The sequence below is a fragment of the Paenibacillus sp. J31P316 genome, from assembly GCF_056269105.1.
This window is the reverse complement of the sequence record NZ_JBWDNI010000002.1, coordinates 1,100,882-1,113,584: the sequence shown is the minus strand read 5'-3', so window position 1 is coordinate 1,113,584 and position 12,703 is coordinate 1,100,882. Positions and strand designations below refer to the sequence as shown.

The window sequence follows — 12,703 nt, the reverse complement described above, 5'->3', positions numbered from 1 at the left end:
AGCAGTACCTTTAACTCAGTCCAGAGAGGCTGGCAAGGTAACGTGAATCGTTTTATCGACCGAACAGGGGACAGCCCTGCCACTGGCGCAGCTTGGCGCAAGTGGGATTTGTCCAACCTCGAAGGCCGAGCTTTCCAAAACGACGAAACTCCTTGCGCAACCTGCAAGGAGTTTTTTTTGTGGCAAATGAACTTCGCATTCATGCAAGGAGGCGCTTGAAACGGATGGATGAACAGCATCGCGTCATCATGGACGATACCGCGATCCGACGCGCACTGACGCGGATCGCCCACGAAATCGTCGAGAAGAACAAGGGCATCGACAACTGCGTCATCGTCGGTATCCGCACCCGCGGGATTTACCTCGCCGAGCGCATCGCCGAACAGATCCGCGAGATCGAAGGACTGCCGGTCGAAGTGCAGGAGCTCGACATTACGCAGTATCGCGACGACAGGGAAACGGGCAGCGGAGGCGCGCCTTCGGCCGGGTCCTCGCTCAACGTGAAAAACAAGCGAGTCATTCTGTTCGACGATGTGCTGTACACGGGAAGGACGATCCGTGCGGCCATGGATGCCTTGATGGATCTCGGACGGCCGCAAAGTATCCAACTGGCGGTTCTGGTCGACAGAGGGCACAGAGAGCTGCCTATCCGGCCGGATTACGTCGGGAAGAACGTACCCACCTCGAAGCAAGAGCAAATCGAAGTTTCTCTGCAGGAAGTCGACGAGAACGATCAAGTGACGATTATCCATTAAGGGGGAAACTACATCATGACTATGGCGACAATGGTCAAGCAGCGAAGCCTGCTGGGGCTGAAGGAACTAAGCAAGGAAGAGATCGAGTCGATCTTGATCCGGGCGGCGCATTGGGAAGCGAACCCGAATAAAATCGAGCCGATTTTGCAAGGTAAGTTTATTGCAAACATGTTTTTCGAGAATAGTACAAGAACACGGTTCTCCTTCGAAGTCGCGGAGAAGCGGCTTGGCGCCGAAGTGTTGAACTTCTCGGCCGCCGTATCCAGCGTGCAGAAAGGCGAATCGATCTACGATACGGTCCGGACGCTGGAGTCGATGGGCATCGACGCAGGGATCATTCGGCTCAAGCCGAACGGCGTTCTAGCCGAGCTGGCGACGAAGATCAACGTACCGCTGATCAACGCGGGCGACGGCAATAACGAGCACCCGACACAGGGACTGCTCGATCTGTACACGATGCGCAAGCAGTTCGGAGAGCTTCGGGGGTTGACGGTCTCGATCATCGGGGACATCCAACATAGCCGCGTCGCACGCTCGAATCTATACGCGCTGCAGAAATTCGGCGCCAAGGTTCAATTCTGCGCGCCGGGCAACATGACGGCTCCGGAGCTGAACGCGCCGCTGGTCTCGATGGAAGAAGCGCTCAAGGCAGACGTCATCATGATGCTACGCGTGCAGCTGGAACGTCACGAATCGGGGATGATGGGAACCCCCGAGACTTATCGCGAGCAGTACGGTTTGACGGTCGAACGAGCTTCACGCATCGCGCCGCATGCTATCATCATGCATCCGGCACCGATCAACCGGGGCGTAGAGATCGACGATGAGCTGGTGGAGCATGGGCAGTCGCGCATCTTCCCGCAAATGCAAAACGGCGTACCGATCCGGATGGCCGTGATCGAACGGGCACTGACCTAACGGGTCGAAAGGAGAACATGAACAATGGCAACTTGGATTTTAAACGGCTTGGTATGGAATGAAACGACGGGTGAAACGGAATTGAAGCATATCCGCGTCGCGGAGGGCGTCATCGCGCAAATCGAGGATGCAGCCGCTGGACAACCGGATACGAACGGGCACGATACGATCGACGCGAATGGCAAGCTGGTCTCCGCAGGCTTCATCGACATGCATGTGCATCTGCGCGAGCCGGGTTTCGAATATAAGGAAGACATTTCGAGCGGTACGCGCTCGGCTGCCGCAGGGGGCTTCACGACGATCGCCTGCATGCCGAACACGCGCCCCGTCACGGATACGGCGGAAACCGTCCGCTACATTCTTGATAAAGCGGCAAGCGCGGGAATCGTCAACGTGCTGCCGTATGCGGCTATTACGAAGAACGAGCTGGGACGCGAGCTGACGGATTTTGCAGCCCTGAAGGAAGCGGGCGCGGTCGGCTTCACGGATGACGGCGTAGGCGTGCAGAACGCCCAGATGATGAAGGATGCCATGAAGCTGGCGGCTTCCATGGATATGCCGGTCATCGCGCACTGCGAGGATGATTCGCTCGTCGTCGGCGCGGCGGTAACCGAAGGCAAATTCGCCGCGGCGAATGGCCTCAAGGGCATCCCGAACGAATCCGAAGCGATCCACGTCGGCCGGGATATCCTGCTGGCAGAAGCAACAGGCGTGCACTACCATGTCTGTCACGTGAGCACGGAGCAGTCGGTTCGTCTGATCCGGCATGCGAAGCAGTTCGGCATCAAGGTAACCGCCGAGGTTTGCCCGCATCACCTGATTTTGTCGGATGAAGATATTCCGGGCATGGACGCGAACTGGAAAATGAATCCGCCGCTTCGCACGCCGCGCGACGTACAAGCGGTCATTGAAGGCTTGGAAGACGGAACGCTCGACATCATTGTCACCGACCACGCGCCGCACAGCGCGGAAGAGAAAGCGAAAGGCATGCTGCTCGCTCCGTTCGGCATCACCGGGTTTGAGACGGCCTTCCCGCTGCTTTACACCCGATTCGTCCGTACGGGCAAATGGACGCTCGGCTTCCTGCTGAAGCGGATGACGTCAGACCCGGCCCGCGTGTTCGGTCTCGCGAGCGGCGTGCTGAATGTCGGCGCCCCTGCGGATCTGACCATCGTGGATCTGGAGCATGAACGCGAAGTCAAGCCGGCAACGTTCGTTTCCAAAGGAAAGAATACGCCTTTCGGCGGCTGGAAGCTCTTCGGCTGGCCGACGGCGACAATCGTTAACGGCAGCCTCGTTTGGTCGGAACAATAAGAGAAGCACGCAACTTGATAACAGGAGTGATACGGATGCAAGCAAGATTGTTATTGGAAGACGGCACGCTGTTTACGGGCCTTGGCTTTGGCGCCGAAGGACAGTCCAGCGGCGAGGTCGTATTTAATACAGGCATTACAGGCTACCAAGAGGTGCTTTCGGATCCGTCCTACTGCGGACAAATCGTGACGATGACCTACCCGCTCATCGGCAACTACGGCATCACGCGCGACGATTTCGAGACGGTTGCCCCATTCATTCACGGCTTCGTCGTACGCCGCCACGAACCGATTCCGAGCAACTGGAGAGCGCAGTATTCGATCGACGGCCTGCTGAAAGAACACGGCATTATCGGCATCAGCGAGATCGATACCCGGATGCTGACCCGTATCCTCCGCCATCACGGCACGATGAAAGGCATCCTGACGACGGGCAACGAACGCGTGGAAGAACTGCAGGAGCGCCTGTCCGTTACGCCGCTGATGCGCGATCAAGTAGCGCGCACGTCGACGAAAAGCATCTTCACGAGCCCCGGCGAACGCGAACGTATCGTACTCGTGGATTACGGCGCGAAGAGCGGCATTCTGCGCGAGCTGACGAAGCGCGGCTGCGATGTCGTCGTCGTTCCTCACGACACGACGGCCGAGCAAATCCGCCGCTTGAACCCGGACGGCATCCAGCTGTCCAACGGCCCTGGCGACCCGAAAGACGTCCCGCATGCCGTGAAAATGATTCAAGAGCTGCTTGGCGAGTATCCGATCTTCGGAATCTGCCTCGGCCACCAATTGTTCGCACTTGCTTGCGGCGCGGATACGGCGAAGCTGAAATTCGGCCACCGCGGCGGCAACCATCCCGTTAAAGATCTGGCGACGAACCGCTGCTACATCACTTCGCAGAACCATGGTTACACGGTTCTGGAAGATACGATCGCGGGCACGAAGCTGGAAGTGACGCATATCAACAACAACGACCGGACGATCGAAGGCTTGAAGCATGCGGAATTCCCGGCATTCTCCGTGCAATACCATCCCGAAGCGGCGCCTGGACCGCTGGATAACAGCTACTTGTTCGATCAATTCCTGGACATGATTCGCACGACGAAACGAAACAACCCGCAGAAACCGCGTCAAGCGCAATTGGCCGCTTCATTGAGAGGAGAACTGCAATATGCCCAGAAATAATAAACTCAAAAAAATCCTCGTTATCGGTTCCGGTCCAATCGTTATCGGACAGGCGGCTGAATTTGACTACGCCGGCACGCAAGCTTGCCAAGCATTGAAAGAAGAAGGCTATGAGGTTGTCCTGATCAACAGCAACCCTGCAACGATCATGACCGACACGAACATGGCGGACAAAGTATACATCGAGCCGATCACGCTGGAGTTCGTCACCCAGATCATCCGTCAAGAACGCCCGGATGGCTTGCTGCCGACGCTCGGCGGACAAACGGGCCTGAACATGGCAGTCGAACTGGCGCGCGCAGGCGTACTGGAACGCGAAAAGGTACAATTGCTCGGGACGCAGCTGACAGCGATCGAGAAAGCGGAAGACCGCGATCTATTCCGTGACCTGATGCGCGAGCTGGAGCAGCCCGTACCGGAGAGCGTCATCGTGACGACGGTCGAAGAAGCGGTTGATTTCGCCAATGAAATCGGCTACCCCATCATCGTGCGCCCGGCTTACACGCTTGGCGGAACCGGCGGCGGTATCTGCGGAGACGAAATCGAGCTGCGTGAAACGGTCGCATCCGGTATCCGTTACAGCCCGATCAGCCAATGCCTCATCGAGAAATCGATCGCGGGCATGAAGGAAGTCGAATACGAAGTTATGCGCGATGCGAACGATAACTGTATCGTCGTGTGCAACATGGAGAACTTCGATCCCGTCGGCGTACATACCGGCGATTCCATCGTCGTAGCGCCAAGCCAAACGCTGTCCGACCGCGAGTATCAAATGCTCCGCTCGGCATCGCTGAAAATCATTCGCGCGCTGAACATCGAAGGCGGCTGTAACGTACAGTTCGCACTGGATCCGTTCAGCTTCCAATATTACGTCATCGAAGTTAACCCGCGCGTAAGCCGCTCTTCGGCGCTCGCTTCCAAGGCAACCGGCTATCCGATTGCCAAGATGGCAGCCAAGATCGCGATCGGCTACACGCTGGACGAAATCGTCAACCCGGTAACGGGCCAAACCTACGCCTGCTTCGAGCCGACGCTGGATTACATCGTGTCCAAAATCCCGCGCTGGCCGTTCGATAAATTCATTTCCGCCAACCGCAAGCTTGGCACGCAAATGAAAGCGACCGGCGAAGTCATGGCAATCGGACGCACGTTCGAGGAATCCATCCACAAAGCGGTTCGCTCGCTCGAAATCGGCACCCATCGCATTCATTTGAAGGACGCGGGAGAACTGACGGACGAGGTCCTGCAGCTTCGCCTGCAAAAGCCGGACGATGAGCGTATGTTCTTGGTCGCGGAAGCTTTCCGCCGCGGTTATAAGCAGCAGGAGATTCAAGACCTGACCAACATCGACTGGTGGTTCCTTGACAAGCTGGAAGGCATCGTGGCGTTCGAAGCTCAGCTTCGCGCGGCAACCATTTTGACGAAAGAACAGCTGTACCAAGCGAAGCGCAAAGGCTTCTCGGATCGTTCCATCGCCGAAATCCGCCGCGAGGGCGGACACGCGACGCATACGAACGAGTACGACATCCGTGCTTACCGTTTGGAACATGGTCTCAAGCCGGTTTACAAAATGGTTGATACCTGCGCGGCGGAATTCGAAGCGACGACGCCGTACTACTACTCCACCTACGAGGTCGAGAACGAAGTTACGGAAACCGACAAGCAGAAGGTGCTCGTGCTAGGCTCGGGTCCGATCCGGATCGGCCAAGGCATCGAATTCGACTACTCCACGGTACACGCGGTGTGGGCCATTCAGAAGGCCGGCTACGAAGCGGTCATCATCAATAACAACCCGGAAACCGTCTCGACGGATTTCAGTACATCCGACCGCTTGTACTTCGAGCCGCTCTTCTTCGAGGACGTCATGAACGTGATCGAGCAAGAGAAGCCGATCGGCGTTATCGTGCAGTTCGGCGGCCAAACGGCGATCAACCTTGCGGCGCCGCTGACGAAAGCCGGCGTTCGCATCCTCGGCTCCAGCTTGGAGAGCATCGACGCGGCGGAGGACCGCAAGAAATTCGAAGCGCTGCTTCGCGAGCTGAACGTTCCGCAACCTGAAGGCTCGACGGTTACTTCCGTTGACCAAGCGGTCGCTGTTGCTCAAGGCCTCGGTTATCCGGTGCTGGTACGTCCATCGTACGTCCTCGGCGGCCGTGCCATGGAAATCGTCTACTCCGATGAAGAGCTGCTGACCTACATGGTGCAAGCGGTGAAAATCAATCCGGAGCATCCGGTTCTGATCGACCGTTATATGCTGGGCAAAGAAGCGGAAGTCGACGCGATTTGCGACGGCGACACCGTGCTGATCCCGGGCATCATGGAGCATGTCGAGCGCGCAGGCGTTCACTCCGGCGACTCCATCGCGGTGTACCCGCCGCAATCGATCTCGCAGGAACTGCAGCAGAAGATGGTCGACATCACGATCAAAATCGCACGCGGCCTGAACGTAATCGGTTTGGTCAACATCCAATTCGTCATCTTCCAGGACGAAGTGTACGTCATCGAGGTTAACCCGCGCTCCTCGCGTACGGTTCCGTTCCTCAGCAAAGTGACGAACATTCCGATGGCGAACCTGGCGACGCAGGCGATTCTCGGCAACAAGCTGGCGGATCTCGGTTACAGCGAAGGCCTGTGGCCGGAAGACGAGTACGTTTCGGTCAAAGTACCGGTCTTCTCCTTCGCCAAGCTGCGCCGCGTTGACCCGACGCTGACGCCGGAAATGAAATCGACGGGCGAGGTCATGGGCCGCGATCAGCATTACGCGAAAGCTCTCTATAAAGGCTTGGTGGGCGCGGGCATGCGCATCCCGCCAACGGGTTCCATTATCGCGACGGTGGCCGACAAGGACAAACCGGAAGCAATCGAGATTTTGCGCGGCTTCTACGAGCTGGGCTATAACATCATCGCGACGGGCGGCACGGCAACGGCTTTGGAAGAAGCAGGCCTGCGCGTGAAGACGGTGAACAAGCTGAGCGAAGGCTCGCCGAACATCCTGGATCTCATCCGTGACGGTCAAGCGCACTTCGTCGTCAATACGCTGACGAAAGGCAAGACGCCTGAACGCGATGGTTTCCGTATCCGCCGCGAAGCGGTCGAGAACGGCGTCGTCTGCATGACGTCGCTCGATACCGTACGCGCCTTGCTGAACATGCTGGAGACGATCAACTTCTCCTCGCGTCCGATGCCGGTACTTGCTAAGAAATAAGCCAGAATATAGATAACTTGGTATGCAATCATCACAACCGAATGAATCGCTACTAGTTGGCCGTATTCCGGCCGCCGCGAAAGCCTGCCCCCAAGCAGGCTTTCGCTATGCATTGATTAGAGAATCAAAGGAGGCGTAACGGTTGAAGCTAAGCAGAGAAGAAGCAGCGGGCCGCGTGATGGTCGCGCTCGATTATCCGGATGCCGCTTCGGCGGAAGCGCTGGTGAACAGCCTCGAGGGAATTCCATGTTTCATGAAGGTCGGCATGCAGCTGTTCTACGCGGCTGGACCTAGCTTCGTTGCCGGCTTGAAGGCGCGCGGCTACAAGGTGTTCCTGGACCTGAAAATGCACGACATCCCGAATACGGTCAAGGGAGGCGCAAACAGCATCACGAAGCTTGGCGTCGACGTGTTCAATGTCCATGCTGCCGGAGGTTCATCGATGATGAGCGCCGCGCTCGAGGGCGTCGAAGAGGCGCTCCAAGGCGATTCGAGCCTGAATCGCCCGCTCGTGATTGCCGTTACGCAGCTGACCAGCACGAGCCAGGCTGTACTGAACGACGAGATCGGCATCGGCGGCTCTGTCGCAGATGCAGTCGTTCGCTACGCCAAGCTCGCGCATGAAGCCGGTTTGGGCGGCGTTGTCGCTTCACCACAGGAAGTGCAGCTTATTAAAGCGGCCTGCGGAGCGTCCTTCCGGACCATCACCCCGGGCATTCGCCCGGCAGGCGCGGACATCGGGGATCAATCGCGCATCATGACGCCGCGTCAAGCCCTGGAGCAAGGGACGGACTATATGGTAATCGGCCGCCCGATTACGGCTGCGGCGAATCCAAGACAAGCATTGGAATCCATTATCGAGGAGCTGGTATAGATGACGACATCCACACTAGAACAATTGCCTAGAGAGATTGCGAAAGGACTGCTGGAGATCAATGCGGTCGCTCTTCGCCCGAATGATCCGTTCACTTGGACGTCCGGCATGAAATCGCCTATCTATTGCGACAATCGGCTGACGATGTCGTATCCGGCCATCCGCGAATTGATCGCGGAAGGCTTCGCGGCTATCATCCGCTCGCAATATCCGGACTGCCAAGCGGTAGCCGGCATTGCGACGGGCGGCATCCCGCATGCGGCATGGGTAGCGTCCAAGCTTAACCTGCCGATGCTATACGTGCGCGACAAGGCCAAAGGCCATGGCAAAACGAACCAGATCGAAGGCCACTTCGAAGCAGGCCAAAAAGTCGTGCTAATCGAAGATTTGATTTCCACCGGCGGCAGCTCGCTGAAAGCGGCGGTCGCGGTTCGCGAGGCTGGGTGCGAAGTGCAAGGCGTCGTGGCGATCTTCACGTACCAATTCGCGAATGCGCTCGAGGCGTTTGCCAAAGAAGGCATTCCGCTGGCGACGCTGTCGAATTATTCCGCGCTGATCGAAGTGGCGGCCGAGAACGGCATCGTGCAGAACAGCGATATCGCCCTGCTGCAAGCATGGCGTGAAAATCCGCAGGCTTTCGGCGTATAAGCCGCAGTTTATAGCCGATTAAATACGAAAAAAAAACAGGACTTCGCAGCGCTTGCGGGGTCCTGTTTCGCGTTTTCCAGCCATCTGCTGTTTCGTTTATCTTAAATTGCGGTTATATTAAGCTAACTTACTTCATATGAATGGACAGTCTAAAACATTTAATAGAATGCGAGGAAGCGAATATGAACCACATGTATAAACAATTGATGGAATCCACGGAAGACTTGCTTTACCGGGTACGAATTTACGACCGGAACTTGGAGAAAAGCGACGAGATTTTGCAGATGGACGAAGCTTACAGCCGCATGCGCCAAGCTTTCGATACGATAGATTTACGACAGGACAGCAGCGGCCGGGTAGAGCGCCTTGCCGCGCGGCTGCAGCAAATGCGGACGCGTCTCATCACGATGATGGAGGATTTGCTGTACACGGCTTAAGTTGGTCCGGAGGGGAAAAATGACCTGCGGGCTGTGTAGGGCTCCGCTCGCTGTTGTAGTTCTGATTTCTTCGAATTGATCATTGATTATCGGTAGAAATCAGACTACAAAGGCGAACGCTTGAGGTGATTGGTTTGCGTTCACTGTCGTTAGACAGGGAATGCAGCATTCACCGGCTTCGAAAGCTTAAACTGACGTTGCTGCGCTCCCACACAGACCTCCGGTCATTTTTCACGGACCATAACACAGCCGAGTACAGCAAACCTTGGGGGACAGGGGGAGAAAAAAACCTCTTGCCAGCCCGTGGGGCCGATGGTAATATGTTACATTAAATGGAAGGGTTTCTAGGGATCCGCTTTGAGGCGAACCGAGCGAAGCCGGGCAGGGCGATAGCCTGCTACACCGTAGGGATAAAAGACCTTCGGCAAGTTCCACCCAGGGCGACTGGGCGGCGCTTGCTTGAAGGTCTTTTTTGCTTTACCATGCCGAAGCGCCGAGAGAACCGAAGGGGGCAGAGAGAGTGATCGCACTTCAGACGCAGGCATTGCGCAAGGTATTTACGGTCAAACGAAAGGACGCCGGCTTAGCCGGCAGCTTCCGCTCGCTGCTGAAGCCGCGGTGGGAAGAGAAGGTAGCGGTGCGCAGCATCGACTTGACGGTGCAGCGGGGGGAGATGGTCGCGTTCCTCGGGCCAAACGGTGCCGGAAAATCGACGACGATCAAGATGCTGACCGGCATTCTGCATCCGTCTTCGGGCGAGGCGCGGGTGCTTGGCTGCACGCCGTGGCGGGAGCGTGAGAAGCTCGCGTTCCGCATCGGGGCGGTGTTCGGGCAGAAATCGCAGCTATGGTATCATTTGCCGCCGATCGATACGTTCGATCTCATCAGCCGCATTTACGAGCTGAAACGAAGCGATTACCATGCGCGGCGCGATGATTTGATCGAGCGCTTCGAGTTGGGACCGTACTTGCATACGCCGGTCCGCAAGCTGTCGCTTGGCGAACGGATGCGCTGCGAGATTGCCGTTTCCTTCCTGCACCGTCCGCAGCTCCTGTTTCTCGACGAGCCGACGATCGGCCTCGACGTCGTCGTCAAGCAGCGCATCCGCGAGCTGATTCGCGAATTGAACCGGGAAGAAGGGACGACCGTCTTCCTCACCTCGCATGATGCGGGCGACATGGAGGAACTGTGCGCGCGGGCGGTCGTTATTCACCATGGCGGCATATTGCTGGATGCGCCCGTTGACCGGCTGAAGCGGGAGGTATTGAATCGCAAGCTCATTTCGTTGACGCTGGCGGCCGGATATGATGCTTCGATGCTTCCGCCTCTCGACGGCACGGAGGTCATCGCAAGCGAAGGGCGGCGGCTCAAGCTCGCGGTTGACCTGGCCGTCACCGAAATAGAAACGGTGCTCAGCGCGGTCATCGGCACCTTTCGCCTGGAAGACGTTACCGTCGAAGATCCGCCCATGGAGGAAATCATTACGCATATTTACGGGACGGGAGGCTAGCGCGATGAGGACATCCAAGCGACTGTTCGGATACCGCTATGCTCCTTTGGCGGCAGGGGGCAGCAAAGCGGGTGCCGTCGCTCGCATTACGATTCGCCAGCAGTTGGCATACAAAACCGATTTCATCATGCGCTCGAGCTTCCTGCTCATGATCCTATATGTGTTCGTGCAGCTATGGTCAGCCGCTTACGACGGCGATCATACGCGCGTCATCAACGGATATACGTTAAAGCAGATCATTTGGTACCTCGTGTTTACGGAGGCCATCACGATGGGGGTACCCGCGCTTTGCGGACTTATCGAGAACGAGGTCAAGAGCGGAGACATCGCGGTGCGGCTCATCCGGCCGCTCTCCTATGTCGGTTACCATTATGCTGCCTACTTGTCGGAGGCCGTCTTTCGGTTCTTCGTGCATTTGATCGTCGGGAGCGCCATCGCTTGGCTATGCGTCGGTCCGCCAACGTTCGGAATGGGCTGGGCCGGATTGTTCTCGCTGGCTTTCGGCGCGATTACGGTCGCTTTTATGCTGAACATGATCGTCGCCTTGTGCGCATTCTGGGTGGAGGAAACGCGGGGCATGGAGTTCGTGCTCCATAAGCTGCAGTTCACCGTTGGCGGCATGCTGCTTCCGCTTGATCTCATGCCGGAGCCGCTGCAGCGGGTATGCGCCTGGCTGCCGTTTCAAGCCATGCTGTATTTTCCCGCACGGACGGCGGTTAACTTCGATGCTGCGCCGATCATGCAACAGTTCGCGATTCAAGCCGTTTGGATCGTGGTGCTAGGCGCGCTCGTCATGTGGATGTATAAGAGGGGAGTGTCGAGGCTGCATGTCAACGGGGGCTAAGGAGTGGGATGTATCGGAGCGTGCTTCGAGCTGGATAGGCCGACGAGCGGGAACGCTGTCGTTTCTGCTGACCTGCTGGAAAGTGAATCTGGCTTCTGCCATGGAGTACCGGATGAGCTTCTTGCTGATGGCCGGTATGATGTTTATTAACAATTTCATCTGGCTGTTCTTCTGGAGCTTGTTCTTCGGTCGGTTCCAGGTCGTCAACGGCTGGGAGCTTCAAGATGTCATGATGCTGTGGGCCGTCAGTGCCGGAGGCTTCGGCTGGGCCAATATGCTGTTCGGCAATTTCAACCGGATCGCTCCAATCGTATCGAGCGGGCAATTGGACGTGTATCTGTCGCAGCCGAAGCCGGTGCTGCTTCATGTCTTGGCAAGCCGCATGTCGTTGACGGCGGTGGGGGACTTCGTGTTCGGCCTTGTCGTGTATGCGTTGGTGGGCAATCATTCGCCCGCGGGTCTGCTGCTGTTCGTGCTTGGCCTGCTCATCAGCGGCACGCTGTTCATCGGCGTTATCACGCTTGCGGGCTGCCTGGCTTTCTTCATCGGCAATGCGGACGGCCTCGCGCAGCAAATGTTCAATAGTTTCGTCGCGCTGTCCTCGTACCCCTCCGATATTTTCAAAGGACTGGCCAAAACGCTGCTGTTTACGCTCATTCCGGCCGGCATGATCAGCTACATCCCGATCGGTCTATTACGGGGCTTCGATTATGATTTCGCGTGGAAGGCGGCTGCTGCGACGATAGTCTTCGGCTTGGCTGCGGTGCTTGTATTCAAGCTAGGCTTAAAGCGCTACGCTTCCGGCAATGCCATAACCCTCAGAGGGTAGCCCAATCTAATCGGACAATATTTCGCTGAGAAGCTCCTGTTTTTCGTGCGTTCGCAGAACCGCGGAGGCGGGAGCTTCTCGGCGTATTAATTTCTGTTAAAGTCTTCTTTTTGACTGTAACCTTTTGAACCTATCGAGCGTCTAAACATTAGCAATATTAAAGTTTTCTCATGGGAAGGGGGTTCGCT

11 protein-coding genes are annotated in these 12,703 nt (G+C 57.0%); all 11 read left to right on the top strand.

Features of this window, described 5'->3' with window-relative positions; all coding sequences use genetic code 11:
* Window positions 1–224: 224 nt before the first annotated feature.
* The 11 genes from pyrR to AC0YNU_RS10575 all read left to right on the top strand — a co-directional run bounded on the left by pyrR (window position 225) and on the right by AC0YNU_RS10575 (window position 12,515).
* Window positions 225–755, top strand: a complete 531-nt coding sequence (pyrR, locus tag AC0YNU_RS10625; RefSeq protein ID WP_475755986.1) for a bifunctional pyr operon transcriptional regulator/uracil phosphoribosyltransferase PyrR — start codon at window positions 225–227, stop codon at window positions 753–755.
* 15 nt (window positions 756–770) lie between these two features.
* Window positions 771–1,673 carry an aspartate carbamoyltransferase catalytic subunit gene (locus tag AC0YNU_RS10620; RefSeq protein WP_475755984.1) on the top strand — a complete coding sequence of 301 codons (903 nt, stop codon included), beginning with the start codon at window positions 771–773 and terminating at the stop codon, window positions 1,671–1,673.
* Between the two features lie 24 nt (window positions 1,674–1,697).
* Complete coding sequence (locus AC0YNU_RS10615) at window positions 1,698–2,987, top strand: dihydroorotase (RefSeq protein WP_475755982.1); 1,290 nt, start codon at window positions 1,698–1,700, stop codon at window positions 2,985–2,987.
* A gap of 35 nt (window positions 2,988–3,022) precedes the next feature.
* A complete protein-coding gene (locus AC0YNU_RS10610; RefSeq protein WP_475755980.1) occupies window positions 3,023–4,168 on the top strand; it encodes a carbamoyl phosphate synthase small subunit in 1,146 nt (381 codons plus the stop codon).
* Window positions 4,155–7,373, top strand: coding sequence for a carbamoyl-phosphate synthase large subunit (carB, locus tag AC0YNU_RS10605; RefSeq protein WP_475755977.1), 3,219 nt, complete (start codon window positions 4,155–4,157; stop codon window positions 7,371–7,373). The genes AC0YNU_RS10610 and carB overlap by 14 nt, the downstream gene beginning before the upstream one ends.
* Before the next feature lie 178 nt (window positions 7,374–7,551).
* A complete protein-coding gene (pyrF, locus tag AC0YNU_RS10600; RefSeq protein WP_475756266.1) occupies window positions 7,552–8,247 on the top strand; it encodes an orotidine-5'-phosphate decarboxylase in 696 nt (231 codons plus the stop codon).
* Entirely contained in the window at window positions 8,248–8,895 is a 648-nt protein-coding gene (pyrE, locus tag AC0YNU_RS10595; RefSeq protein ID WP_475755975.1) for an orotate phosphoribosyltransferase, read from the top strand.
* 182 nt (window positions 8,896–9,077) lie between these two features.
* Complete coding sequence (locus AC0YNU_RS10590; protein ID WP_475755973.1) at window positions 9,078–9,332, top strand: hypothetical protein; 255 nt, start codon at window positions 9,078–9,080, stop codon at window positions 9,330–9,332.
* A gap of 520 nt (window positions 9,333–9,852) precedes the next feature.
* Window positions 9,853–10,842, top strand: a complete 990-nt coding sequence (locus AC0YNU_RS10585; protein ID WP_475755971.1) for an ABC transporter ATP-binding protein — start codon at window positions 9,853–9,855, stop codon at window positions 10,840–10,842.
* Between the two features lie 4 nt (window positions 10,843–10,846).
* Window positions 10,847–11,686 (top strand): ABC transporter permease, encoded by an 840-nt coding sequence (locus AC0YNU_RS10580; RefSeq protein WP_475755969.1) that lies wholly within the window; start codon window positions 10,847–10,849, stop codon window positions 11,684–11,686.
* The gene (locus tag AC0YNU_RS10575) at window positions 11,670–12,515 is read left to right on the top strand and encodes an ABC transporter permease (protein WP_475755967.1); all 846 of its coding nucleotides are present in this window, start codon (window positions 11,670–11,672) and stop codon (window positions 12,513–12,515) included. Before AC0YNU_RS10580 ends, AC0YNU_RS10575 begins: the two co-directional genes overlap by 17 nt.
* The last annotated feature ends 188 nt before the right edge of the window (window positions 12,516–12,703 follow it).

Coding starts and splice junctions, on each gene's coding strand:
- carB (WP_475755977.1), top strand. CDS start 4,155: ATGCCCAGAAATAATAAACTCAAAAAAATCCTCGTTATCGGTTCCGGT.
- pyrE (WP_475755975.1), top strand. CDS start 8,248: ATGACGACATCCACACTAGAACAATTGCCTAGAGAGATTGCGAAAGGA.
- AC0YNU_RS10610 (WP_475755980.1), top strand. CDS start 3,023: ATGCAAGCAAGATTGTTATTGGAAGACGGCACGCTGTTTACGGGCCTT.
- pyrR (WP_475755986.1), top strand. CDS start 225: ATGGATGAACAGCATCGCGTCATCATGGACGATACCGCGATCCGACGC.
- pyrF (WP_475756266.1), top strand. CDS start 7,552: ATGGTCGCGCTCGATTATCCGGATGCCGCTTCGGCGGAAGCGCTGGTG.
- AC0YNU_RS10580 (WP_475755969.1), top strand. CDS start 10,847: ATGAGGACATCCAAGCGACTGTTCGGATACCGCTATGCTCCTTTGGCG.
- AC0YNU_RS10615 (WP_475755982.1), top strand. CDS start 1,698: ATGGCAACTTGGATTTTAAACGGCTTGGTATGGAATGAAACGACGGGT.
- AC0YNU_RS10590 (WP_475755973.1), top strand. CDS start 9,078: ATGAACCACATGTATAAACAATTGATGGAATCCACGGAAGACTTGCTT.
- AC0YNU_RS10575 (WP_475755967.1), top strand. CDS start 11,670: ATGTCAACGGGGGCTAAGGAGTGGGATGTATCGGAGCGTGCTTCGAGC.
- AC0YNU_RS10620 (WP_475755984.1), top strand. CDS start 771: ATGACTATGGCGACAATGGTCAAGCAGCGAAGCCTGCTGGGGCTGAAG.